Source organism: Marinomonas transparens (genome assembly GCF_016463975.1).
In the GTDB taxonomy this organism is placed as follows: domain Bacteria; phylum Pseudomonadota; class Gammaproteobacteria; order Pseudomonadales; family Marinomonadaceae; genus Marinomonas; species Marinomonas transparens.
Genome location: NZ_JAEMNX010000006.1, coordinates 60,762 through 86,780, shown reverse-complemented (window position 1 = coordinate 86,780; position 26,019 = coordinate 60,762). Strand labels below are relative to the sequence as shown.

Annotated in this window: 20 protein-coding genes, 1 tRNA gene and 1 pseudogene; 10 read left to right on the top strand and 12 right to left on the bottom strand. The window is 42.3% G+C overall.

Annotated elements, in window-relative coordinates; genetic code table 11:
- Positions 1-13 precede the first annotated feature (13 nt).
- Positions 14-1,489 carry an HDOD domain-containing protein gene (locus I8J31_RS07525; RefSeq protein WP_199467677.1) on the top strand — a complete coding sequence of 492 codons (1,476 nt, stop codon included), beginning with the start codon at positions 14-16 and terminating at the stop codon, positions 1,487-1,489.
- 26 nt (positions 1,490-1,515) lie between these two features.
- Positions 1,516-2,379 (top strand): archaetidylserine decarboxylase, encoded by an 864-nt coding sequence (asd, locus tag I8J31_RS07520; RefSeq protein ID WP_199467676.1) that lies wholly within the window; start codon positions 1,516-1,518, stop codon positions 2,377-2,379.
- A gap of 106 nt (positions 2,380-2,485) precedes the next feature.
- Here the strand turns inward: asd and secF are convergent, their stop codons facing one another.
- The 5 genes from secF to queA all read right to left on the bottom strand — a co-directional run bounded on the left by secF (position 2,486) and on the right by queA (position 7,939).
- Positions 2,486-3,400 carry a protein translocase subunit SecF gene (gene secF, locus I8J31_RS07515; RefSeq protein WP_199467675.1) on the bottom strand — a complete coding sequence of 305 codons (915 nt, stop codon included), beginning with the start codon at positions 3,398-3,400 and terminating at the stop codon, positions 2,486-2,488.
- A 9-nt stretch (positions 3,401-3,409) separates the two neighbouring features.
- Positions 3,410-5,260, bottom strand: a complete 1,851-nt coding sequence (gene secD, locus I8J31_RS07510; RefSeq protein WP_199467674.1) for a protein translocase subunit SecD — start codon at positions 5,258-5,260, stop codon at positions 3,410-3,412.
- A gap of 69 nt (positions 5,261-5,329) precedes the next feature.
- Entirely contained in the window at positions 5,330-5,656 is a 327-nt protein-coding gene (yajC, locus tag I8J31_RS07505) for a preprotein translocase subunit YajC (RefSeq protein ID WP_199467673.1), read from the bottom strand.
- A gap of 70 nt (positions 5,657-5,726) precedes the next feature.
- Positions 5,727-6,845: a tRNA guanosine(34) transglycosylase Tgt gene (tgt, locus tag I8J31_RS07500; protein WP_199467768.1), complete on the bottom strand. Its 1,119-nt coding sequence runs from the start codon at positions 6,843-6,845 to the stop codon at positions 5,727-5,729.
- A gap of 32 nt (positions 6,846-6,877) precedes the next feature.
- Complete coding sequence (gene queA, locus I8J31_RS07495) at positions 6,878-7,939, bottom strand: tRNA preQ1(34) S-adenosylmethionine ribosyltransferase-isomerase QueA (RefSeq protein ID WP_199467672.1); 1,062 nt, start codon at positions 7,937-7,939, stop codon at positions 6,878-6,880.
- A gap of 158 nt (positions 7,940-8,097) precedes the next feature.
- Here queA and I8J31_RS07490 point away from each other — a divergent pair.
- Together I8J31_RS07490 and I8J31_RS07485 are read left to right on the top strand one after the other, a co-directional pair.
- A tRNA-Leu gene (locus I8J31_RS07490) sits at positions 8,098-8,182 on the top strand.
- Between the two features lie 101 nt (positions 8,183-8,283).
- Positions 8,284-8,490, top strand: a complete 207-nt coding sequence (locus I8J31_RS07485; protein ID WP_199467671.1) for a DUF2986 domain-containing protein — start codon at positions 8,284-8,286, stop codon at positions 8,488-8,490.
- Here I8J31_RS07485 and I8J31_RS07480 read toward each other — a convergent pair whose 3' ends face one another.
- Positions 8,491-9,315, bottom strand: a complete 825-nt coding sequence (locus I8J31_RS07480; RefSeq protein ID WP_325101178.1) for a helix-turn-helix domain-containing protein — start codon at positions 9,313-9,315, stop codon at positions 8,491-8,493.
- A gap of 202 nt (positions 9,316-9,517) precedes the next feature.
- On the opposite strand from I8J31_RS07480, the gene I8J31_RS07475 reads away from it, so the two are divergent.
- On the top strand, positions 9,518-10,918 hold the full coding sequence (locus I8J31_RS07475) for an aspartate ammonia-lyase (protein ID WP_199467670.1): 1,401 nt from the start codon (positions 9,518-9,520) through the stop codon (positions 10,916-10,918).
- A 192-nt stretch (positions 10,919-11,110) separates the two neighbouring features.
- On the opposite strand, the gene I8J31_RS07470 is transcribed toward I8J31_RS07475, so the two are convergent.
- The 3 genes from I8J31_RS07470 to I8J31_RS07460 form a co-directional block, all read right to left on the bottom strand.
- Positions 11,111-11,464 carry a VOC family protein gene (locus I8J31_RS07470; RefSeq protein ID WP_199467766.1) on the bottom strand — a complete coding sequence of 118 codons (354 nt, stop codon included), beginning with the start codon at positions 11,462-11,464 and terminating at the stop codon, positions 11,111-11,113.
- 7 nt (positions 11,465-11,471) lie between these two features.
- Positions 11,472-12,359: an EamA family transporter gene (locus I8J31_RS07465; RefSeq protein ID WP_199467669.1), complete on the bottom strand. Its 888-nt coding sequence runs from the start codon at positions 12,357-12,359 to the stop codon at positions 11,472-11,474.
- A 111-nt stretch (positions 12,360-12,470) separates the two neighbouring features.
- The gene (locus I8J31_RS07460; RefSeq protein ID WP_199467668.1) at positions 12,471-12,668 is read right to left on the bottom strand and encodes a 2-hydroxymuconate tautomerase family protein; all 198 of its coding nucleotides are present in this window, start codon (positions 12,666-12,668) and stop codon (positions 12,471-12,473) included.
- Positions 12,669-12,740: 72 nt separating this feature from the next.
- Between I8J31_RS07460 and I8J31_RS07455 the strand changes: the two genes are divergently transcribed.
- Entirely contained in the window at positions 12,741-13,190 is a 450-nt protein-coding gene (locus tag I8J31_RS07455) for a GtrA family protein (RefSeq protein ID WP_199467667.1), read from the top strand.
- Here the strand turns inward: I8J31_RS07455 and I8J31_RS07450 are convergent.
- The 3 genes from I8J31_RS07450 to I8J31_RS07440 all read right to left on the bottom strand — a co-directional run bounded on the left by I8J31_RS07450 (position 13,187) and on the right by I8J31_RS07440 (position 16,303).
- The gene (locus I8J31_RS07450) at positions 13,187-14,194 is read right to left on the bottom strand and encodes a pirin family protein (protein ID WP_199467666.1); all 1,008 of its coding nucleotides are present in this window, start codon (positions 14,192-14,194) and stop codon (positions 13,187-13,189) included. The two genes, I8J31_RS07455 and I8J31_RS07450, sit on opposite strands and share 4 nt — an antisense overlap.
- Before the next feature lie 175 nt (positions 14,195-14,369).
- Positions 14,370-15,626, bottom strand: coding sequence for a sensor histidine kinase (locus I8J31_RS07445; protein ID WP_199467665.1), 1,257 nt, complete (start codon positions 15,624-15,626; stop codon positions 14,370-14,372).
- The gene (locus I8J31_RS07440) at positions 15,623-16,303 is read right to left on the bottom strand and encodes a response regulator transcription factor (protein WP_199467664.1); all 681 of its coding nucleotides are present in this window, start codon (positions 16,301-16,303) and stop codon (positions 15,623-15,625) included. Before I8J31_RS07440 ends, I8J31_RS07445 begins: the two co-directional genes overlap by 4 nt.
- A gap of 157 nt (positions 16,304-16,460) precedes the next feature.
- Between I8J31_RS07440 and I8J31_RS07435 the strand changes: the two genes are divergently transcribed.
- The 4 genes and pseudogenes from I8J31_RS07435 to I8J31_RS20860 all read left to right on the top strand — a co-directional run.
- Positions 16,461-17,471: a glycosyltransferase family 2 protein gene (locus I8J31_RS07435; RefSeq protein ID WP_199467663.1), complete on the top strand. Its 1,011-nt coding sequence runs from the start codon at positions 16,461-16,463 to the stop codon at positions 17,469-17,471.
- Positions 17,471-18,940 carry an ArnT family glycosyltransferase gene (locus I8J31_RS07430; protein WP_199467662.1) on the top strand — a complete coding sequence of 490 codons (1,470 nt, stop codon included), beginning with the start codon at positions 17,471-17,473 and terminating at the stop codon, positions 18,938-18,940. The genes I8J31_RS07435 and I8J31_RS07430 overlap by 1 nt, the downstream gene beginning before the upstream one ends.
- An 890-nt stretch (positions 18,941-19,830) precedes the next feature.
- Positions 19,831-24,675 carry a beta-prism lectin domain-containing protein gene (locus tag I8J31_RS07425; protein ID WP_199467661.1) on the top strand — a complete coding sequence of 1,615 codons (4,845 nt, stop codon included), beginning with the start codon at positions 19,831-19,833 and terminating at the stop codon, positions 24,673-24,675.
- A gap of 267 nt (positions 24,676-24,942) precedes the next feature.
- Positions 24,943-25,823, top strand: a pseudogene (locus I8J31_RS20860) (IS3 family transposase); the annotation flags it as partial.
- Between the last annotated feature and the right edge of the window lie 196 nt (positions 25,824-26,019).

Below are 26,019 nucleotides of genomic sequence, written 5' to 3'. Positions count from 1 at the left end.
AATGTAACCAGCTATGAAAGACAAATCACCATTAGGCCTAAATGAATGGCTAGATTTTCTCAAAAACAAAAAATTCCCAGTAAAGGCGGATAACCTATCTCGCCTGCAAACCCAAATTAAAAGAACAGAAGACACATTAGATAAAATGCAGTCAAGCATTGCTTCTGAACCATTGCTTGCTTTTGTCATTTTGAATGAAGCTAACCGGGTAGTACCAAATAAGAACAGTGAGATAAAAACCCCTTTCCATGCAGCATCCATGGTAGGAATGAATGGCATTGAAAACCTTTTTGTAAAATTAACCACTTACAAATTAACGGGGAAAAGACCAGCTCATTTAGCTGCTTTTTTGAAACAAGTTCAAACCAGCTATGAAGCAGCCACTATAGCCAGACACCTCTCCATAGAAAAACTCAGCAGTCATGAAGATGATATTTTTTGGATCACCCTATTCAGAGATACAACACGCTGGTTACTATGGTTTCACGCCTACCCAGTCATGGAAGAACTAGATAAGAAAATTAAACAGGGGCAATCAGCCAACAAAGCGGAAATGGACATACTGGGATGCCGCCTTGATGAAATTACCGTACACATGTGTAATCACTGGGGTACACCAGCACCGATTATCGAATCATTCCTCACCAAGCACATCCCTAATAGCCAAGAGCTACAAGCCCTAGCTCACCTTGCCCACCACCAAGAAGAACTACCAGGCTTTATTGAGGATAAAAGGCTGACAATATTGGCTAATAGCCCGCTTATTTTTTCCTATTGCGCAAATAAAATAGCGCACGAAGCCACAAATAATGGCTGGGAATCTAAAAACTTACCTTTTTTCTATCGTATTCTTGCCACTGTCATTCATTGCTACCACAGCAAGATTATTCATTCAGTACATCTAGCCTCCACTGAAGCAGCTAGACTTTATAACAATGGCGGTAAAGCCCCGCTTGCCAACCAGCTACTCGACCCTAACTTATACCTAAATAAAAAAACCACAATAGCAGTAGCTAGAACCACAAACGCACCTATCTTGACGCTTAAAAAACAAGTGAGTCAAAGCCAACTTGGGGCAAAAGAAAAAGCCAACCTAGCATTAAAAGCGATCAAACAGTCTATAAAAAACGCTAAACGGACTATTGTATTAAAACACTCAAATAATAAAGTATCCCCATTATTTCAATTTGGTTATGACACAGAAAAACTCAAAAAGACCCAATGGAATACCCCTTCGAAAGTTTTCGAAAAGCTTTCAAAGAAAAGATCCGCGACCCATTTATCAGGCGCAAAGCTTAAAAATTTATTAAAAGATTTACCCCATACTGCAGACCAACTAATAAACAACAATAGCGAATTAATGCTAGCTTCTGCGCCTATTTCGTCCACAGAAGTTATTATATTTTGGCTAGAAACATCGAATAAATTTGATGAAAAAAATTATAAAGACCTAAAACAGATAGTCGCTTTAATTAGCCACACCATCTGAAAAACCACCAACATCAGGATAAAAAAGTGATAAAAGATCAACTTTTCGCCCTTGCGCAACACCTCACACCACAAAAAACACTATCCAGAGCCATAGGCAAAATTGCCGAGTCTGAAAATAGCTGGGTCAAAGACACCTTTATTGGACAATTTGTCAAAAAATATCAGGTAGACATGTCTGAAGCGGTTAACAGTGACCCACTTTCATACCGCAATTTTAATGATTTTTTTACCAGGGCTATTCGTCCAGAGTTACGCCCTATCTGCTCAGAAGCCAACAGCATTGCCTGTCCAGCCGATGGTGCCATCAGCCAACTAGGCAAAATTGAGCACGGCACACTACTGCAAGCTAAAGGCCACCACTACAGCCTAACTGGCTTGCTAGGTGGAGATGCTTCCTTATCAGACCAATTCCTTGGCGGTTCTTTTGCGACAGTTTACCTTTCGCCAAAAGACTATCACCGCGTACATATGCCGTTAACAGGCAAGCTAACCAAAATGATCCATGTGCCAGGCAAACTGTTTTCAGTCAACAAAGTCACCGCCGAGCAAATCCCCAACGTATTTGCCCGTAACGAACGCACTGTTTGTCTGTTTGACACAGAAGCTGGCCCAATGGCTGTCATCCTTGTTGGCGCCATGATAGTCGCCAGCATTGAAACCGTTTGGGCTGGACAGGTCACACCATTCAACAAGAATGTCGTTACCTGGGACTACAAAGAACTCAACAAGGTAAAAATCAAAAAAGGAGAAGAAATGGGGCGCTTCAAGCTAGGCTCCACCGCCATCGTATTATTCGGTAAAGACGCCGTAACCTGGGAAGAATCACTAGAAGCCGAAACGCCAACCCAAATGGGTATGAACTTCGGTCAAGTTAACCCTAAAGACTAATCACCTCCCAAAAGACATAAAAAAGCCTGCACAATGCAGGCTTTTTTACTTTCTAAAACTTTTTATTTTCTGAAACAAAAAGCCAGCTAAAACAACGAAGCATAAACTAAGGCAATTCGTCTTCGAACTCTTCTTTAGGCGGTGGCATCAGATCTTCTTTCTTCACATTCATAGCAAGCAACAAGTTCGCTGCAACAAAAACAGAAGAATAAGTCCCTATGACAATCCCTACCAATAACGCCAAAGAGAAGTTATGAATCGCTTCTCCACCCGCAATAAACAACACCACAAGAACAAACAAGGTTGTCAAAGAGGTAATCAAAGTACGGCCAAGGGTTTGATTAATCGACTCATTAACCAAGTCATAAGACTCGGTATCGCGCATGATTCGAAAGTTCTCTCGAATACGGTCACAGACCACGATGGTGTCATTCAATGAATACCCCACCACTGCTAGCACCGCCGCCAATACAGTTAAGTCAAACTCAATCTCAAAGAGAGAGAAAAAGCCTAAAGTGATAATCACGTCATGGATCAAAGCCACTACGGAAGCCACAGAGAACTTAAATTGGAAACGTACAGCGACGTAGATCATGACAATCACTAAGGCAAGTAACATGCCTAGGCCGCCCTGTTCACGTAACTCTTCCCCTACTTGCGCACCAACAAACTCCGAGCGCTGTAGTGAAACCGCAATATCCCCTTTATTCTGCAGAGTGACTAGCACCTCATCACCTAACGTGGGCGTATAGGCATTTGCCATACGAACCACCACATCCGTGGGTGAACCAAAGTTCTGCACAACAACATCTTCATAACCATTCATCGCTAACAAATTACGAATATCGTCTAACTTAGGTGCTTCTTGGTAAGCTACCTCAACCAAGGTACCACCCGTAAAGTCCAAGCCAAACTGCAAACCCTTAGTCGCCATGGAACCAATTGAAATTAGAACCAGCACAAACGAAAACAAAGCAACGACTTTACGCATCGCCATAAATGGAATATTTGTCACTTTCATGGCGCTCTCCTAAATATATAGTTTCTTGTTTTTACGACCACCATACACAAGATTCACTTGCGCACGAGTCACCATAATGGCGGTAAACATGGAAATGATAATACCGAGGGATAATGTCACAGCAAACCCTTTAACCGGCCCAGTACCTACGGCAAACAGAATCACAGCCACTAGCAAAGTCGTAATATTGGCATCAAAGATGGTCGTAAAAGCACGATTAAAACCAGAGTGAATCGCCTGCTGATTTGGCACCCCACTGGCGAGCTCTTCTTTTATTCGTGAGAATATAAGCACATTAGCATCCACCGACATCCCCATGGTTAATACAATCCCAGCGATACCCGGCAAGGTTAATGTTGCCGACAACATGGACATACAAGCCATCAAGAGAACAATATTCAAGATCAGCGAAATATTGGCAAAAAGACCAAACACCTTGTAATAAACCAGCATAAACAGCATCACGACTAAGATACCAATCTGCGCAGAGTTCACACCTAACTTAATATTCTCAGCACCTAAACTTGGTCCAATAGTACGCTCTTCCACAAAGTAGATAGGCGCAGCCAAAGCACCAGCACGAAGCAATAAAGCTAATTCCGAAGACTCACGAGGGCTATCTAAACCAGTGATACGGAAAGAATTACCCAAGGTTGTTTGAATGGTCGCGAGAGAGATAATACCCTTCTCACTATAACTCTTACGAATCTCTTGCATCTTGCCATCTTTTTCAACAAAACGGCTGCGGGATTTATGTTCGATAAACACCACCCCCATATTACGACCAACAGCTGAACGAGTAACCTTACTCATCTGTTTGCCGCCTTTGGAGTCCAGACTGATGTTTACTTGCGGACGACCATTTTCATCAAAAGAAGAGCTGGCATCAGAAACACTGTCACCCGTTATTATAAGGTCTCGCTCTAATCGGGCTGTACGACCACTACCATCTCGGAAAGTCAGAGTTTCAATATCAGACGCCTTATCATCCAAACCCGCTTCCAAGTGAAACTCAAGGTTAGCCGTCGCACCAATAATACGTTTTGCTGCCGCGGTATCTTGAACACCCGGCAACTCAACCACAATGCGATTACTACCCTGACGCTGCACCAAGGGCTCAGCAACACCCAGCTCATTAACTCGGTTACGAAGCGTCGTTAAGTTCTGTTGTAGAGCATAAGACTCAATCTCTTTTGTCGCCGCGTCGGTAAAACTCACATCTAGATAAAAGTCACTGCCTTCTTGACGGTCTCGATAAACGTACTGATCAAACTCATCTTTCAATAAGTCTTCTGCGGAAGAAAGATCACCTTCCTGTAAAAAGCGAATCGAAAGTACACCATCGTCAATATCAACATTACGGTAACGAATGCGATCCTTACGCAGTGCCGCTTTCATTTCACTCGACGCCACTTCAAGCTTTTGCCTAAGTGCCGCCGGTGTATCCACTTCCAACAAGAAATGAACACCTCCACGAAGATCGAGACCTAACTTAGCAGGCCCAGCGCCAAGCGACGAAAGCCACTCTGGCGTGGTTGGTACAAGATTAAGAGCAGTTACATAATCCTCACCCAATGCCGCTGCGACAACAGGTTTAGCTGACAACTGGTCCGCACCACTATTAAAGCGGAAGGTACCACCAGCAGAAGTCACCTCTACTGATTTGAATTCTATATTTGCCTTTACAAGCGCATCGGTTGCTTTTTTCAATGCCCGCTGATCGACAACAGCCGTTGATTTTTGTGTCGATACCTGTAATGCAGGGTCATCTGGATAAAGGTTTGGAAAGGCATAGAGTAGCCCCAAAGCCAAAACAAAAAGAATTAGCAAATACTTCCATAAGGGGTACTTGTTAAGCATGGTCACACCTAAAAATTTAATGGGTCGAGAAAAGAAAAAGCGCCTAATAAAGGCGCTTTTCTAAGAAGGTTAAATTGACTTCAACGTTCCTTTAGGCAATACAGCTGAAACAGAAGACTTTTGAACTTTAATCTCAACGCCTTCAGCCACTTCAAGTGCAATGTAATTATCATCAACCTTAGTCACTTTACCCAATACACCACCACCTGTTACCACTTCAGTACCTTTATCCAAAGAAGCAATCAAATTTTTATGCTCTTTTGCACGTTTTGCTTGTGGTCGCCACATAAGAAAATAAAAAATAACAACGAAGCCAGCAAGTAGTACTAGGTTAAAAATACCAGCATCTGCTGGTGCGCCGCCTTCAGCGTACGCTGGTGAGATCAATGCGATCATATGTTAACTCTCCAATGGTTTATGAAACTGTTGCGACCCTTTTATCAAAAGAGCCTGCATATTTTGTTTATTATTCACTCAAAGATGGCGTTTCTAAGCCACGTTTTGCATAAAACTCGTCAACAAAGGCGTCAAATCTACCTTCATCTAGCGCCAGACGCAATCCCGCCATAAGTGTTTGGTAATAACGTAAGTTATGGATGGTATTTAATTGCGCCCCCACCATTTCTTGACACTTATCTAAATGATGTAGATAAGACCGAGAAAAGTTTTTACAAGTGTAGCAATCACATTCTTTATCAAGTGGCCCTGTATCATGACGATATTGTGCATTACGTATCCGAACCACACCATCCGACGTAAACAAATGACCGTTACGGGCATTGCGTGTTGGCATGACACAATCAAACATATCAACACCACGACGTACGCCTTCAACCAAATCTTCTGGTTTACCCACCCCCATTAAATAGCGTGGTTTGTCTTCTGGCATTTTTGGCGTGGTGTAATCCAACACCTTCATCATCTCATCTTTAGGCTCACCGACAGATAAACCACCAATGGCATAGCCATCAAAACCGATATCCACAAGCCCCTCTAAAGACTCATCACGTAGATTTTCATACATACTGCCTTGGATGATACCAAACAAAGCCGAAGGACTATCGCCATGCTCGTCCTTGGAACGCTGTGCCCAACGAAGGCTCATACGCATAGATTTTGCAGCCACTTCCGGCGTCGCAGGATAAGGCGTGCATTCGTCAAAAATCATCACCACATCAGAACCAAGGTCTTTTTGCACCTGCATGGAAATTTCCGGGCTTAAAAAGACTTTGGAGCCATTGATCGGAGAACGAAAACTGACACCCTCTTCGGTAATTTTGCGCATTTCACCTAAAGAAAACACTTGGAAGCCGCCCGAATCCGTCAAGATCGGCTTTTTCCATTGGGTAAAGTCATGCAAGTCGCCGTGGGCTTTCACCACTTCCGTCCCCGGACGCAACCAAAGGTGAAAAGTATTGCCCAAAATGATATCGGCACCAATCTCTTCGATGTCTTTAGTCAACATCCCTTTTACAGAGCCATAAGTACCTACAGGCATAAAGGCTGGCGTTTCAACCTTACCACGAGGAAAAGTCAGCGTTGCACGACGCGCCTTTCCTGACGTGGTGTGAAGGTCAAAATCCATAAAACATTCTGGACGCTTATCTGACATACGTCTTATTCCTCACTCTGCGGGCCTTTAGCCTGCGAATTTCGTGTAATAAACATGGCATCGCCATAACTAAAAAATCGATATTTTTGCTCTACCGCTAATTGATAAGCCGACATAACATGGTCATAGCCAGCAAAGGCACTGATCAACATAATCAGTGTCGATTCGGGCAAATGAAAATTTGTCACCAAGGCATCAACGGTTTTAAATTCATAGCCGGGATAAATAAAAATACTGGTATCGCCCTGCATAGGCACAAGCTCACCACCTTGGCTAGCCGATTCAAGACTGCGAACGCTGGTTGTCCCCACCGCAATAACACGACCACCCCGGGCTTTCGTCGCCTTCACCTGATCAACCACAACTTGATCAACATCTATGTACTCCGCATGCATAACATGGTCTTTTACATTCGCCACCTTCATAGGTTGAAATGTGCCAGCCCCAACATGCAAAGTCACAAACGCGATTTCCACTCCCTTTGCCTTTAACCTTTCCAATAGCGCATCATCAAAATGCAAACCCGCCGTTGGGGCCGCAACCGCACCGGGCTTTTGGTTATAAACCGTTTGATAGCGTTCCTGATCACTTTCTTCATCAGGGCGTTCAATATAAGGCGGTAATGGCATATGGCCAGCACGCGCCAATACTTCCAACACAGGCTCATCAAAAGCAAGATGGAACAAAGTACCAGAACGCCCCAACATAGTCGCTTCAACACTTTCGCCCTTGTCCTGCCCCAAAATCAACTTACTGTTTTCTTTAGGGGATTTACTGGCACGAATATGCGCTAGAGCTTCATTCGAGCCAAGCACACGCTCTACCAATACCTCAACCTTGCCACCCGACTCTTTTAAACCAAATACACGAGCAGGAATCACACGAGTATTATTAAATACCATCAAATCGCCAGGCTGAACCAGATCCAACACATCAGGAAATTGTCGATGCACCACATCGCCGCTGGGGCCATCAAGATGCAACAATCGACTGGCCGTTCTATCCGGCGTAGGGTAATTTGCAATCAATGAATCAGGTAAATTAAAGTGATAATCGGAAACGAGCATGGACAGAACACTACCTAGAAAAAACGACCCAGCATTTTATCGAAAATCCACGTAAAAAGGTACTTCCAAGACACCCCATAGCAAAAAGATAAAAAAGAGCACCTCTGGCCGTTGACTTATTTCAAAATTCACCTAGAATACGCCTCACCTTTTTCAAGGCCAGTGTGGTGGAATTGGTAGACACGACGGATTCAAAATCCGTTGCCGAAAGGCGTGGCGGTTCGAGTCCGCCTACTGGTACCAACATGAAAAAGCCCTGATCTTCGATCAGGGCTTTTTTTTCGTTCCTTGCATGTCATTCTTGGACGACTAAATCAGACAAATGAATTACTTTAGGAACACACATGAATCGCCGCAAAAAGATCAAAACCATTGTTAGCAAACGCGCTAAGCAAGCAAACTTAAAAGAAAATCCAAAAAAAGCAAAACCAAAATACATTTCTAAGGCCGAACGCGCGAAAATGGAAGCAGAAAACATAACCTCTTCTGAAATCAACACTAAAGTTGAAGACTCTGATGACAAACCTAGTCAAGACAACTCACAGCAATAATTAAAAACGCGCTCTAAAATGCCAATCATCTTCTTTCATATCATTCACGATTGATTGGCGAATATCTTCAGTAATCTCAGTACTATCAAAATCATACAAACCACATTGGGCAATCGCCTGCTTTTTATGGATGTTTTTTCCTAAATACTCATAAACTACTCGCACACAACAAGGTGCTCGCTCTCCTCTACCTGAAACACCTAAGCGAAGCCCTGTTAGTTGATCCACTCGATTTCGAAACGAGGGATAAAGGATAGTTTGTGTCATCTCAACATGTGTAATGCTTTCATAATCCATCATGAATAAGCGATCAGACAAAAGCTGCACCACACCACAGTACACCCCATGAAAAGGCTTTTTTGTACGAGAAGGATTAAGGCGTTCAATGCGACGATAATAGGTTTTATCACCCTGTGACTCGATACTCACCAAGGTGCGCAATATTTTCCCCGGACAAGCCATTGATAAATAATATTCAAAATAATCACCGCAATATTTACTCACCCCCTGCTGTCCAGCGCGATTAAGCTGATTAAAAGCAAGTTGCTCTGGCGATGTCGCCACATCCTCCTGATATAAAATAGGACGAGCCTGCACAAGTTTGGCAAACTGCTTACTAGAAAGCGTAATTTCACTGGGTTCAACGCCAAAAAAATCACAGATGCGGCGTTGAGTATTTCGAGTCGGCACAGTAGTGCCATTGAGATAGCGATTAAACTGAGCACGATTCATATTTAATCGCCGACACACTTCAGCCACGGATTTATAATAACTGCATAGCAAGCGTAAATTATTGGTGAAATCTTCGGTCATTATTATGCTCATTTGGTTACTTCTATAATGCGCACCAGTGTAACCAATTACTAAGAGCAAAACACTCACCACCTGATGCTAGTTGATGCTTTATTAGCGACAACTAGCATCATACGGCATCTCGTTACGAACTCCCTTTCCTCTCTTTTTTCAGTTCAAATGGCACCTCAGTGGCATTTCTCCACAATCAAAATTAAGCCATCAGGAAAACACCATGAACACTCGCTCTGAATACGATTTACTTGGCAATATGAATGTACCTGCTGACGCTTGGTACGGTATCCAAACCTTACGAGCCGCACAAAATTTTTCCATCTCTGGTGTGCCGATTTCACATTTCCCTGAGCTTATAAGAGCACTTGCTATGGTAAAAGCGGCTGCTGCTCGCACCAATCAAGAACTCAAGTTACTCCCAAAAGGCAAAGCTGATGCCATTGTGTTTGCCTGCCAAGACTTGATTCAAGGTCATTATCATGAACAATTTATCGTCGATGTTATTCAAGGAGGCGCAGGAACATCTACCAACATGAATGCAAACGAAGTCATCGCCAATATTGCACTCAATAAACTCGGTCATGAAAAAGGTGACTATAAAGCTTTACACCCCAATGACGATGTTAACTGCTCGCAATCGACTAATGATGCTTACCCCACTGCCGCTTGTTTAAGTATTCAGTTCGCAGCAGATAGCTTTGTACCAAGCCTCAGATCCCTAAAAGAAACCCTTGAAGAGAAAGGCAAAGAGTTTGCTCACATAGTCAAAATGGGGCGTACACAACTTCAAGATGCCGTACCAATGACACTAGGACAAGAATTCGATGCTTTTGCTGTCACTATAGGCGAAGACATTGACCGTATTAGCGAAGCCTGCACTTTATTGTGCGAAGTTAACCTTGGCGGTACGGCAATTGGTACTGGCATCAACACGCCCGAGGGTTACGCGAAAATGGTTGTTGAGAAACTAGCGACCATTTCGACAAAACCATTAGTGCCAGCCAGTAACCTTGTGGAAGCAACTTCCGACATGGGGGCTTTTGTGTTTTTTTCCGGTATTTTAAAACGTCTAGCAATCAAATTAAGCAAGATGAGCAATGACTTACGCTTGCTGTCTAGCGGACCTCGTACAGGTTTAGGTGAAATTAACTTACCACCCATGCAGCCAGGCTCCTCCATTATGCCAGGCAAGGTTAATCCCGTTATCCCTGAAGCAATGAACCAAACAGCATATCAAGTGATTGCTTCTGACCTGGCTGTCACCTTAGCGGCTGAAGCAGGCCAATTACAGCTAAACGCCATGGAACCCATGATTATTTACAACCTACTTAACTCATTAAAAATGCTTAAAGAAGCCTGTCAAATGCTCGAAAACCGCTGCATCCGAGGCATAACAGCTAACGAAGATATCTGTGCAAATCACGTAGAGAATAGCATAGGCATCATTACCGCCTTGGTACCTCATATTGGTTACTCAAACGCATCTCGCATCGCTAATACCGCCTTACATACAGGAAATACAGTAAAAGCCCTTATTATTGAAGAGAACCTACTAACTGAGGAGCAAGTAAATTTATTACTAAGCCCTGAATCTATGCTGTCTCCTAGCAAGGTCAGATGATGAGTGCACAAGTTCTCACCCCATGCTTCCGGCAGCATTGTCAGATTTACAAAAGCGCATTAAATAATGCTAAATGTGGTAAGCAGGAAAGATATGATGTTAAAAGCGACTTTCTACAAACTACGCTGACCGATCGCAACAGAAAAAGGTTATTACCGCATAATAATTATGCGTAAATACAAAACAACAGGGTCATTTAAGCTCACCCCAAACGGCCCATTCATTACCACATGGATCTAAAAAGTGAAAACGTCGGCCACCGGGGAATTCAAAAATTTCCTGCTCAATCGTGCCACCAGCGACTTTTACCTTCTCTAAAGCCCCTTCCAAATCTTCACAATACAACACCACTAACGCCGCGCCAGTCTGTGGACGAGAACAAAAATCTGCCTGAAAAAAGCCGCCATCGAGTCCGGCGTTTTCAAAGGCGGTATATTCTGAACCGAAATCCTTAAACCCCCAACCAAATACCTGACGAAAAAACGCTTTATTTACTGCCAAATCCTTTGCAGGTAGTTCTACATAGTTTATTTTATTTGATTCCATCATTTCCTCACTTAATGGTCGCGACTGTCACTAAAATCACACTGACAATAATCATAGTGCCACCTAGCCACTGCTGCTTACTCACCTTTTCCGCGAAGCGTACTTTCGAATAGTACAAGGTGCCCAGAATTTCAATCTGCCCTAGGGTTTTCACCAACGCAGGATTCACCAAAGCAAAGCCGGTAAACCACGCAATAGAACCCAACGAACTTAATACGCCGACTTTTAAACTTAGTCTTAGATTATTGCGAAAAGGAGCCAGCACCTCTCGGCTTTTGGCTATTTGCATGCCGCACAGAATCACAGATTGCAACGCCAGTACATACCAAAGTGTTACACCCGCGCTGGTAATAATAGAGCCCGATAAAGCATGGCTCGCCATGGAAGCCGTTACCGAGGTAATGGCAAAGCATAAACCACTGCCCAAGCCAAAAATCAGCGATAGATCTTTATGGGCTTGTTTTAAATTCTGCCACTGAATACTCATCACCAAGGCGCCTAACACACCAAGGGCAATGCCCCACCAAGCCATCAAGCTCAATGTATAATGCAATAGGGGTAAACCGATTAACGCAGCCAATACTGCCTCGGTCTTAGCTAACAAGGTACCTAAGGCAAAGCTGCCGGATTGAAACACCCGCAACATCAAATAAGTCGCGAGTATTTGCGCTAGCGCACACACACTGGCCGCCAGCCAAAATGCCCCATCACTAGGAAAGGTTACCCAGCCAAAAGTCAAATAACAGGCCAGTAAATACACACTCACCAAAGGCAGCCCATAGAGAGAACGAGCCATGGTCGCATGCAAAAAGCCACTCTCTCGGGCCAAACTGTTTTGATAAGCCGTTCTAATTGACTGACACCCTGCAGCAAACAGAGTAATAAAGACCCACATACTTACGCTTCCCTATGAACTCAATACAGCGCAAGCATGCGGTGTGAGGTAATATTTGTAAAAGGAATAAATTTTATTTCTTAGATTCCTATCAGGAATCCAAATTGATCTTTATTTTTTACGTAATTCGGTAACCTGTTTACCCGCTATGCCCCAATTATCCGTGTTCACCTCATCAATCACCACCACAGTCGTGGCTGGATTCTTTCCTAGCACCTCAACCAATAAGTCTGTTGCTCCTTTAATAAGCGTCTGTTTTTGCTCTTTGGTCACACCTTCATCGGTAATGCGAATGTTTACGTATGGCATTGAACTTTCCTTATGCTAAAAATTAAACTCGATTTCATCTTTTTTTGATTATCTGCAACATAGAATTCTCCCATGAGCAGATTTTTTAGTAATACATTCACGCGTTTTGCCATTGTCGGGGTTGTCGGTTTTCTTGTCGATCTTGTCAGTATGCTACTGCTTTCTGTATGGTTGCCGCATACCATCGCCCGAGGTATCGCCTTCTGGATCGCGGCCAGTTCCAACTGGTGGTGGAATCGACGTATAACCTTTATTGAAACAAGACACACAAAGCATAAAAAAGCCGCCCTATTGCAATGGCTACAATTTTTAGCTGGCTCCTTGGTCGCCTTCATTCCAAACTGGGCTTGCTACCTTGCTCTGCTGTCATTGCAATCCAGCATCACCAACCCAACTCTGTCACAGATCTGGCCTTACCTTGCCATAATTCCCGGCATCTTGGTGGGTATGGGGATTAACTATGTATTTTCTCGCTACTGGGTATTTTCCCAGAAAAAGACACCAGCAACCAATAACACTTAACCTTTCTGCTGATCTGCGTATTCAGCAAAACGATCTTTTGATCTATCATGCACCTGATCATGGCGAGGCCAAGGCCAGCCACCAAACTGAGTGCGTTGATAATCACTAAAAGCTTGCTGGAGTTCCGCTCGTGTATTCATCACAAACGGACCATGCTGCTCAACAGACTCACCAATAGGCCGACCTTGCAATACTAAAAAGCGAGCCGGTTTACCTAGGTTTTGCATAACAATTGAAGCATCGCTTTTTAACATGAAAGCTTCGTTAACCGATGCTTTCGCGCCATCCAATTCAACCCTCTCCCCTTCAAAAAAGTACAGAGTACGACTCAAGTTTTCACTACCAGCGGGTAATGTCCATTGCGCATTTTCGGGTAAATCGATCAGCCAAATAGCCACATGGTTATTCGCGTCTGCCGCCCAAGAATTAGGCGGGCAAGGGGCCGGAGAAACAGCCTCTAAAGCGCCTGCAACCACCTTAATACTCACCTCTCGACCCTTGCCATCGGCTTGCTTCAATACGGGCGTATCTTCATTCCACAACATAGTAAAGTGAGGCGGCACCATTTTATTTTTGCTAGGAAGATTTAACCAAATCTGAAAAAGCTCTAACGGGTTGCCACCTTCTTCGTTCAACAAGGGAAACATTTCTGAATGCTGAACCCCTTCACCTGCGGTCATCCATTGAGTATCCCCTTCACCATATCGCCCAGACGCCCCCATAGAATCCGCATGATCAACCAAGCCTTTATTCACAATGGTGACGGTTTCAAAACCACGGTGCGGATGCGCAGGAAAACCGGGAATAGTTTTACCGTGATACATGCTCCAATTATCAATGCGAGAAAAATCCTGACCGAGAGGACGCCCCGCAAGTGAAGCCGCCGGCCCCATACTGACATTGGCTTTAGGGTAATTATCATCATGGAATGCACAAAATAAAAAAGGATCAAACGTCGGCCAAAACATATCCAGTGACAAACGTTTTAAAATAGCAGTACTCATGGGGTTCTCCACCATAAAATGATCTAAAAGATAGAGGCATCATAGCACCACTTAGGCGATTTAATTTATGCAGATATTGGATTTAACTGATCGAGCTTACCGATACAAAAGGGTCATATTAAAAATGCATAAAAGGCCATAAAATGACCTTTAACAAAATAAGGAGTCTCAAAGTCTATTCGGGGAAAATAACTTTAGCAGTACACCCTGTCGTGTCGTTATCTAACAAGGAGAATTCACAGTTGTATTTTGCGCAAATGTCACGAACAATCATCAATCCCAGCCCATAGCTTTCACCACCCGGTTTGCCGCTTAACCCACAACCAGTATCCACAATGCTAACGGTATTATCAGATACAAAAATAGTAACACTGCCTTCATCCGTACAAGACAAGGCATTTTTTAATAAATTGCCAAGCAATATATGCAAGGTAGGAACCGGTAATTTGGTAATAACCTGACCGTCACAGATCAGATCCACAGTAATTGATTTATTCGTCACGTAGCCTAAGTGAGTTTGTCGAATATGCTCTAGCTCACTTTGTTCAACGGAACGATTAGCTGCGATAGATAGATCTTCATCTTGGGTTAAAGATAGTAACGTAGTGATATAGTCTTCCATTTCTTGGCAAGCTTGATTCATTCGTTGCCGCTGTCTGTCTAAAAAGCCTTTCGAGTCAGACTTTCCGAGCAGCGTAATCGCGCCTTTCATCACCATCAAAGGCGTGCGCAGCTCATGACTGGCATAACGATTAAAAGCTCGCTCACGCTCTATCAAAGATCGAATTTGATCTTGATAACCATTAAAGCGTTCAACCAGCTGATGAATTTCCCTTGTGGTGGCGCCTTCTGGTAACTCAATAGCAGAAATATTATCGGGACTTCTTCCAACCAAACTACTTGATAACTGAGAGAGAGGCTTTGTCAGACGATCAGAGATACGCATCACCACCCATAAGCTCACCGCTAACAACAACAAGGATAAAAACAACTGAGTCGTTTGAGTTTTAAACATTTCCACTTCAGTCAATTCGTATATTTCATCATAATGAATCAGATACAGGTCTTTCTGCTGGCCATTAATGGTGACCTTGGAGCGCATAGAAAACATTTCCAAGTTCGTATCGGATGCATCATCTAGTTCATAGGGTTCTCCATAAAGCATATTCGCGTGCAGAACAACACCTGAAGGGATACTTTCCTTACCTACATAAGCGTCAGAAAAAGGCGGGATAAAAACATGTACCATACTGCTTCCCTCCAACAAGTTAACCGCCGTAGCCGTATCCTTAATCATGCGGTTTTCCGCATAAATACGCTCAATCCCTTCTATCATGGAACCGAACATAGAAAAATGAAAAGCAATGATGGCAAACGCCACGATAGAAAAGTAGGTAAAGGTTAACTGCTTTGCCGTTTTAATCTGCTTCATTCATCGCCCTCCGCGACAAGGCGATAACCCACTTTAGAAATCGTTCTTAAATAATCATGCTCAAAAGGACGGTCAATCAAGCTGCGTAATTGATAAATATGGCTTCGTAATACCTTGCTATCGGGCTCGTCATCGCCCCATAGGGCATCACAAATTTCTTCCTTCGACACCACATCTGGAGCTCGCTGTATTAAGCATTTCAATATCGTATATTGAGAAGGATTTAATGAATAACGACTGCCTTCCCGCTGCAAAACCCGTGTACTCATATCCAAGGACAAATGACCATAATTTAAAATGCGATTCGCTACACTGCCCTTTCGTCTTCTAACTAGGGCTTGTAAGCGAGAATCCAAAATATCTAAATCAAAAGGCTTAACCAAATAGTCATCGGCAAGATGTTCGAAGCCGGCCAAAATATCCTCTTTGGTATCCCGCGCCGTCAGCATCAAGATTGGCGTATCAACACCCGCTTCTCTTAAAGACTTACAGACGGTTAAGCCATCCATTTTTGGCAGCATAATATCCAAAATAATAGCGTCGTACTGTTCGGTTTTCGCTAACTCGTAGCCCTGCAAACCATTATTTGCGTAATCCAAGACATAGTCTTTGATTTCAAAATAATCAAAGATCACCCCAGCAATGTCTTTATGGTCTTCCACCAAGAGTAATTTCATCGTCGTCTCTATTATCAATCCATAAGAGGGGATAATTCACCTCTTTAATATAGGTACATTGTCACACAAGCACATGAAAAAAAAGTGAATCACCTTTTTGCGACATCACCGTCATTAGTATGAGCCTATCAACTTTTTCCGTATTAAGGAGAACTCAATGAGCGCCATTCCATACCGACAATATGTGCAACTTGAACCTGCATCACAAGCACAACCTTTGGTCACTGTAATCATTCCATTTCTAAATGAAGCCGATGTTTTAGCCGTTTGTCATCAAAGAGTCTGCGAAGCACTCAACAAACTTAAACAGCATTGCGAAATTCTCTACATTGATGATGGCAGCCAAGATGACAGCTGGGCACTGGTCAGCCAATTCAAACATCATTTGCATCAAGTCCGTTGCCTACGTTTAAGCCGAAATTTCGGCAAAGAAGCCGCCATGAGTGCTGGTATGAAAGAAGCATCCGGCCGTTGCGTTATCTTGCTGGATGCCGACTTACAAGACCCACCAGAATACATCCCTGAAATGATCAAAGCGTGGCAAGCAGGCGCGCAAGTGGTCGAAATGCAACGCCATGAACGCCATGGCGAGAGCTGGCTGAAACGCACCACCGCCCATTATTTTTATCGTTTCATGTCGCACATAAGTGACCACCCTATTACAGAAAACGTCGGCGACTTTCGCCTGATGGATCAAAAAGTGGTTAAGGTCATTAATACCTTGCCAGAACGCACACGCTTTATGAAAGGCCTACTCGCTTGGCCGGGTTTCACGCGCACTATTCTCTCGTTCGATAGAGATGCTCGCCTAGCGGGAGACACAAAATGGAATTACCCGAAGCTAATCCACCTAGCATTAGAAGGCATCACCTCTTTCAGCACCAAGCCTCTGCGTTGGGCCACTATGGCAGGACTAACCACCTCAGTCATTGCCTTCATCATGGCGATCGTTATTTTTACCAAAACACTGGTTTGGGGTGACCCTGTCGTTGGTTACCCATCGACGATTCTCATCGTCTTATTTTTAGGTGGCATACAGCTTTTATCCATTGGCGTACTAGGCGAATACGTTGGACGCTTGTTCATCGAATCCAAGCAACGGCCTTTATACGTGCTCATGGAAGACGCCATGACAAAACCGACTTTTCAATACACGGAATCTGAATAATGCAAAAACCGACTCTGACATTACCTTCTATTAAGTTACTGCTAACCTTGCTGATCAGCTGCTTGGTGATACGCCTTCTTTCTTTATCACTGTATCCGCTAATGGATACTACCGAAGCAAGGTACGGTGAAATGGCGCGCATCATGTTTGAAACAGGCAACTGGGTTACCCCCATGTTTGACTATGGCGTGCCATTCTGGGGTAAACCACCTATCTTCACCTGGCTTAGCAGCCTTGGATTCAGCCTTTTTGGTGTCAATGAATTCGCCGCTCGAGTGCCGCACCTTATCGTTGGGTTTGGCATTATTTGGCTGGTTTATGGTCTAGCACGAGACAAGTTTCAATCACAGGAAACGGGACTTTTCACAGCCGCTCTATTGGCGTCGACAGTATCCTTCATCCTGCTCAGTGGTGCCGTCATGACAGACACGGCCCTCACCTTTTCTATCGCCTTAAGCATGATCAGTTTTTGGCAAGCATGGCACCACAAAGGCAAACACTGGGGCTATTTATTCTTTGTTGGGTTATCACTAGGCATGTTATCCAAAGGCCCGTTATCCATCGTATTAATTGGCATCAGTTTAACTATTTGGCTAATACCCAATGGTCGCTGGAAAAAGCTTTGGAAAACCCTACCTTGGGGATATGGCACCTTATTGTTTCTGATCATTACTGTGCCTTGGTATGCCATTGCAGAATACAAAACACCGGGCTTTTTAGACTACTTTATTATCGGCGAGCACATTAAGCGTTTTATTGTCAGCGGCTGGCAAGGCGACCTCTACGGCACAGCCCATGAAAGAACCCGCGGTACTATTTGGGTCTACGCCTTTATTGCTATGCTGCCTTGGAGCCCAGTATTGATATGGCAATGGATTCGCTCTATTAAAGAAGGTAAAGATTCAGAAGAAAGTAAAGATGGTTTTGGCAGTTTCCTATTATTATGGATGCTGTCTCCCATGCTGCTATTCAGCTTTGCAGGCAATATTCTCGCCAGCTACGTCATGCCAGCCTTACCAGCTATGGCACTTTTGCTGGCTCACCTTCATCAGCAAAGGCCCTTGCCAACATGGTTATACAAGATCGGATTTATAACGCCAATCTTGCTAGTCATCATGGTTAGCCTACTGCACTTTGACTTGGTTAAAAAACGTTCCGAAGACAAGATAATGGCTGTGTGGAAACAACAACCAGAAGCGACAGAAAGTGATTTGTTCTATCGACACAAACGCCCTTTCTCTGCTCAATACTATTCATCAGGCAAAGCCAAACACCGCTCAACTGATCTTGACACCTGGCTACCCTCACAAAGCAAAGCCTTCTTCATTGTTCAATCGGTGAATGACCAAATTAGCGATGCGAACTGGTTATGCGAAGAAAGAGATCGAACCCAAAAAGAAGCCCTCTTGTTCTGTCAGAGCCTTCAAAAAAACTACGACTTTAATAAAGAGCAAACGCCACCAGAGTGATACACATTCTGGTGGCGCTCAAAATTAGAAAAGCGCTTAATCTTAATCAGTTCCACCGATACGGCCATTCAATTAAGTAAAAACAACATAAAAGTAATGCAACCCCTCCAGACAAAGCGGTTATTCTCAGAATATTGTTCAAAAAGGGAGGGTTACCCTCCCATTCTTTTTAAACTTCTGTTTCTAGATAGCTCTCTTACCAGACAACAGAACTTAACTCTTATACCTTATCCCCAAAACCATCTCTCAATGAATTTTTCGCTTCTATAATTCTACTTCTATCTCAGGAAAAAACATGTGTTCGATGCTGTCGTTCGGTAGCTTGGTATTTTTACTCAGTAAAGTTTGCCATATAAGCATTTACAGGTCAGCAGTGACGGTTTGTCAGCTACGTTCGAAAAACCGATGAGTCAAAACACGAACCAGCAACTGGACAGCATCACGCCTATGAGTAGGTAACTTCAAAGTGATGATATGGCACCCAAGAACGTTTAAAAAGCTTTGTAAATCAGCGTTTTTATTTGCCGCTAGAGGGCAGTGGAGAGTATCAACAAAGCACGATATAGGAAGTTCATAGTAGCTACGAAGCTTAGGGTGGCATAACCATAAGAAATCATCCATAAAAAACACACTTTACTTACACTATATTTACACACTACAATGCACTTAGTAACTTTTTGTAAACGAGTAAATTTTCAATTTATTTGTTTTATTACAATTCTCACATACCGATTTTTAAAAATTATATTTGTGTCTTTTGTCTTTATCTAATCTGTAAAGTAAAAGGTGGCAGGAAAGCTACTCTGATTAATAACTTTAACCATAAATAGTTTGATTGTGAACGGATATCACTACCCTTATTATTTTAGAAAATATTTAAGGTAAGTATAATGATAGAAAAAATCATATTCTATATATTACTCGCTACTTCGGTTGTATTTTCATGCACCATAAGCGCAGAAGAAATAACTCATTTAAAAAGCCAAAGCTTTGGAAATTCTTCTGTAGAGTACAAGTTATCATTAGATTTGGGTAATGATAATACCGCCTCAATAATGCCACTTTACGAACAAGGAGAGCTCTCCATGTCTGTTGGTGACATAATGACATCTATTGAATACAACACAAATACAGGAGAAAAATATAAAGTAAATGGGAGTGATACATATGGTCGTGGTAGTATTCCTATTGACAACATTGATTATATTGAAGTCATCACCATTAACGATTTTCGTCACCCTGGGAATAAAATTATTGGAGGTTTGTGTTTTTTTTATAACGATAAATCAGTTATTAGCAGTAATGATCCAACAAACAAAAAAATGTATGATCCACTAAACCCGGAATCCGGTTGTATACATTCAAGTCAATTTTCATCTTATTCTATTACGAAATCAAAAATTAAATTACACGGAAAATTACATCAAATTGAGGTCGTTGCTGATCAAGGTTATGAAGGTTATATAGGGTTTATAAACATCACCTATGAAACACCAGCAACAACGACTCGATTCTCTCCCATTTTTGGCACTCAAAATACAGAAGACTCTACTGTTGTTCCTGTAAACCCATTTGAAACATCAAGAGTTTACTTTCATTCAGGTTGGGCAATTGACTCCATCACCTCGGAATCCTTGAATGGAGATATTACATACCACTCCGGTGGCACTGGAGGAGGCATAACTAACTTACCGACTACTGAAGGTGTTAATGAAATAACAGTATATACTGGTTTTTTAAGGAATTATGACAGCATAGTCAGATTAGATTTTCATTATCAAGATGGTACAACGAAAACAATAGGGACTGCTGAATATACAAGCACTGGAACGATAACGACATATAAACTACCTGGGGCACTAGAAGCCATTATTGGATGGTCTGGAGATGATGTTCTATTAGATGCGATTCAATTTGTTTCTTCCGAAATAATAGAAGAACAAGAAGAACCTAAAATGACAGTGGCCAATTTGGCAATCGATATTAATTGGTCAGCACCCTGGAGAGGCACAAGCGCTTTTCTTTATACTGTACTTACTTACCAGAACGAAGAAGACAATCAAAATACAAAAGACGATGTAAAAAAAATCGCCTTATTATCTTATGATGGTTATAACACCATTAATGTTGATATTAACAATATAGATCATAGCGCTTTAAAATTAATTGAGTGTGGTGCGGCTAATCAGTTTTCCCCTCTGGTAACAGGAATTGTTAATTATGAAGTACAGTTAGGTGAGAAAAGTTTTGAAAATATTGAATCTCCTTGCCATATAGCCAGGAACAGAGAGTTTGCATGGATGTGGGGGAAAGGCGTTATTGATCATATTAATCCAAATGAAGGTACTCGATGGGTTTCAAGAGACTTAAAAGGAAACATGCAGTGCTTATCATTTAATGGAAGAAATTGTATAAACTATAATAGAGGGGGAATGGAAAGAATCTACAATCAAGGTAGCATTGGACCAGCGGTCGGTCATACTCAGGCTTGGAGACAACAAGCTATTTATGAGGCCCTGAAAATACAGTTAGCATCATCAAGTGTCATTAATTTAAATAAACTGTATAAAACATTTACAGATATTCTAATATTACCAACTCCAACTAGTACTCAAGATCAAGTAATTGCCATTCATATTCCAACCGATTCGTCAGGATCGATTAAAATTTTCTCTGATATTAATGGAAAATACGATAATCATATAAAAGATGATAATAGTAACACTGTATTTTCACCAAGTAATAGTGATGACAGTTTTACCTACCTTGGCGAAATACCCCCTGGTCAATCCATTGCTTTTATCTGGGTAAATGGTGATTGGCACAATATAGATAAACTTAACCATATCAATAACTATGACGATATGCTGCTAGCAGCAGAACCATTGGTCTGTAGCGACGACCCTAATAATAATTATGATACGAAAAGCCAATGGGGCGTATATGATAGTGATGATAATAGTTGGTGTAACCTTGCTTTACGTCCAGATAAATCAATGGCTCATGCTAATATATCCAATACGCTGGAGCATGCACAATCACATTATGACGAAATGATTAACCTTAAACGAGAGCATGCCTACTACAAGATTTCAATGGAGTTTTTACCTAGAATCAGAGCAGCTAACGAGAGAGTTGACAACACTGATTGTAACAATCTTAGTCATACTATAGTTAACGGTTTTTTGGATTTCATAACGCCGCCGCCGTTAAAACTGTTTGAAATTTTTACATCTTCTAAGCCCGACACCTGTAATGAATTAAGAGATGCTATAGCCGCGGATGATAACCTCGTTAACGCCTATCAACAAAAAACAAGGGCGGCTAATGATGCTATTGATCAAATTGGAATAGCAGATAATATGTCACTTGATGCAGCTTTAAATAATAATGACTCTTATCCTCATGATGACCTTAGCATATTGATAAAACAACAGCACCAAGATCTAGAAAAATTAAAAGCATTAAAAGCCTACCATGAAAAAACATCAGCAGAGCTGCTTGTTGAATATCAAAATAATTTAGAGGCTTATGATTTTGATAGTGATCCCGCTCATATATTTTTAGATGGCGTCGCTTCCTTACCTTTAGGCCCAGTGAGTAAAGAAGCGGGAAGCATACTTAATTATGAGAGAAACCCTTCTGCAGAAAACCTTCGTAAAATGGTGCTTGGTGGTGTGGCTACCATAGGAGAAATAACTGGGCAAGAAGAAGTGGCAGGGGCCGCTATTTTAGCTGAAGATGCTATTGAAATAGCAGAATATTTAGAAAAAGTAAATGATATCAAGTCATTTTTTAAATCTATGATTAATAACAATCAAGCTTTCTCTAATTCAGTAACTCAAGTCTCAAAGATGATGACTGATAGCGCAATGGAAAATACGATAGACCAAATTCGTTTTTTAGGCTATTTAAAAGACAGCCCAGAATCGCTAAGTAGTTATGTGGAAATTCCAAACCGTCTAAGTCTAGTGGATCTAAAAGAACAGGCATCCTCTAGCCTGCTAGACATGGATATTAATCAGTCTACTCATGATTATGCTGAGATATTTAAAGAGCTTTTAGGAATAGAGGCTCCTGTAAAAGAACACTTTCAAGACCTGAGTCTTTTGTCTAGAAAGTTAACAGAGGAAAATATAGAAGATTTTAAGGAGGATCAATTTATCCATGCGGCAAATGCGCTGAGAATTAGCCACAAACTCACTGCTTTTTTCAGCCACGTTATGGGGCATAATTATGAGGATGTGATTCAACATAGTCATATTCGTAATACAGACAACATTATGCAACTCAATCAGTCCTTATACGATGTCTTGGTTGCAGGCGTTTATAGTGAATCCCGCAAGCCTTACTTTGTTGATGAATCCATATTGGGAACACGAGCGGCTGGCTTTCTTTACGGTAAAGATGAAGGCATCATTCTTATCAATTCAGATAGAATTGAACAAGAATCAGATTTGTTTTATGCGGCCTATCTTGAAGAACTCGGTCACCTTTTAAACTGGTACCGTTGTGACCTCTATCAGGTCGACTATAGTGTGTGCGAAACCAATGGCGATGTGGGGGCACGCTTTAAAGATCTGTTTGTCACCGAAAACGGTGAAGAAGTAACCACCCCCCAAGCATTAGAAGTCACTATTCATAACACCTTACCTCACTACCCCAATGTAAAACGTTCTAAGGTTATATTTGGTGACAACTCGGATGAGTTTAATCGATATGCCTACCTTGAAGGGAGGCCAGATTTAGTTGGAATTAGGCAAACTTTAGCAAAGGGCTCTATGTCTGCAAACCTTCTGCTTCGCGTCCCTTTTCAGTATGGATCATCTGACTCTCCGCTATCTGATGAGATTAATTTAGAATTCATTGTTGGCCTTCCCAACTATGCAGAGGAGGGGAACCCTGATAACATCAAAGCATGTGAGCCAGATGTTGCTAAACAAGCCAAAGATAAGGGGCAGGCTGAGGTAAATTGTGTTGCAACCACATGGGTGACGGTAGGAATACGAGAAGCCGTGAACTTATCCTTTGACAAGAAACTTATAGGCGCAGACACCTCTGCAGAGCTAACTAGGTCTTGGCTTTTCAAAATCCCTCATCAACATGGTCAGGCAATCAAAAAAGATAGAAAGGTTGCTGTCAGTTATTTCGCAGGCGGTAATTTAGCAATAGAACTAAAGGGGTTAATGGGGGTAGCTAAAGGCGGTGTCTCTCGTGGCAACATACATCTTGATCCTACAACTCGCCCTCCTTCTTTCTCAGCTGGTATTGGATTCTCATCTCAAGCATATATAGATGATACCCAATCAAAGAGAGCCCTTCTCGGTGGAAGCGTTGCTGGTGCTGTTCTAGGTGGAGCAGGAGCAGCATTGCTCAATAACTCTTATGCTTCAAAATTTGGAATAACAAATACCACGGCTATGATACACACTGGTAGTATATTGGGTTCTTTAATGGCTAATCTGATTGAAATCGCTGACCCTAAAATAAGCGCATTTGGCCAAGCAGGGCTAAATATAAATATAACTCAGGTAAAAGCAAAGATGACGTTTGAAGAGTTAGCAGCTAGTAATCCGGACCTTGCAGCTCCTCCTTATGGAAGTGATATTAGCATACCTAAGAAAACCAAATCTTTATCAGTATTTATTAGGCCTAGGATAAAAATTGGCACGCCAACACTCAAATTTCGAGACTATCAAGGACAAGACTTAGAGAGCGATGAATTCGGCGATTAAACTAGAAAAAATACCTTGGCTAAAACTGCGATGGGGATTCTTTATTTGGTATTTTTGGGCAAGAAGGATGAATCCTGCCCTTCCCCAAATAGCGAAAAACCTTGTAAACAACCTAAAAACAATGAAAAGAAAGGGAGCCTCATCAGCTCCCTTTCTTTTTAGAACAACTGTTTCTAGGTGATTCAATTACATAGCAACAGTGTAGTGGTCTAATAGAACCGGACACCATTTTAGGTGGTAACATTACCATATTAAGAGAGGTGTTCAATGGCGAAACAACGTCGCACATATTCAATAGAATTTAAGCATGAGGCCGCTAGCTTGGTGCTCTATCAAAGCTATAGTTTTACTGAGGCTTGCCAGTCTCTAGGTGTAGGGGAAACCGCTTACGGCGCTGGGTTAATCAGCTTAAAAGTGAACATGGTGGGGTCACACCAATGGCTAAAGCTCTCACGCCAGAGCAACAACGCATACAAGAGTTGGAAGCTCGAGTCAGCAGATTAGAAAGAGAGAAAAAACATTTTAAAAGAGGCTACCGCTCTCTTGATGTCGGACAATCTAGATCGTATGCGCTAATTGATGAATTAAGAGAGCAGGAAGCGACAGAGGTACTTTGTGACTTGTTTGGCGTTCCAAGCAGTAGCTACTACGACGACCTCAAGCGTGAGCAGAAGATTGATACTGAACGGCTAACACTGCGTAGCCTAGTCACTCAGTATTTCAATGATAGCCGTGGCGCAGCGGGAAGCTGAACGTTACAGAGCATGTTAAAGAACGAAGGCTATACGCTGGGTAGCTTAAAGGTAAGAAGCCTAATGAGGGAAGCTAGCTTATGCAGCAAGCAACCAGGCGCTCACCGTTACAAGAAAACGGGGAATGAATGTCTTGATATCCCCAATGATTTTTTAAACAGAGAGTTTAATGTTAGTGCCCCAAATCAAGTCTGGTGTGGCGATATTACTTATATCTGGGCGGGAGGTCGTTGGCACTACTTAGCCGTCGTTTTGGATTTATATCGAAGACGTATTGTTGGCTGGGCGTTCTCATCAACCCCCGATGCAGAGCTTGTTATAACAGCTTTAAATATGGCTTATGAACAACATGGGCGACCAAAAGGTGTGATGTTTCATTCGGATCAGGGAAGCCAAACACCGCTCAACTGATCTTGACACCTGGCTGCCCTCACAAAGCAAAGCCTTCTTCATTGTTCAATCGGTGAATGACCAAATTAGCGATGCGAACTGGTTATGCGAAGAAAGAGATCGAACCCAAAAAGAAGTTCTCCTGTTCTGTCAGAGTCACGAATAACAAGAGCATAATAAAAAGGGAGTCTTTCATAGGCTC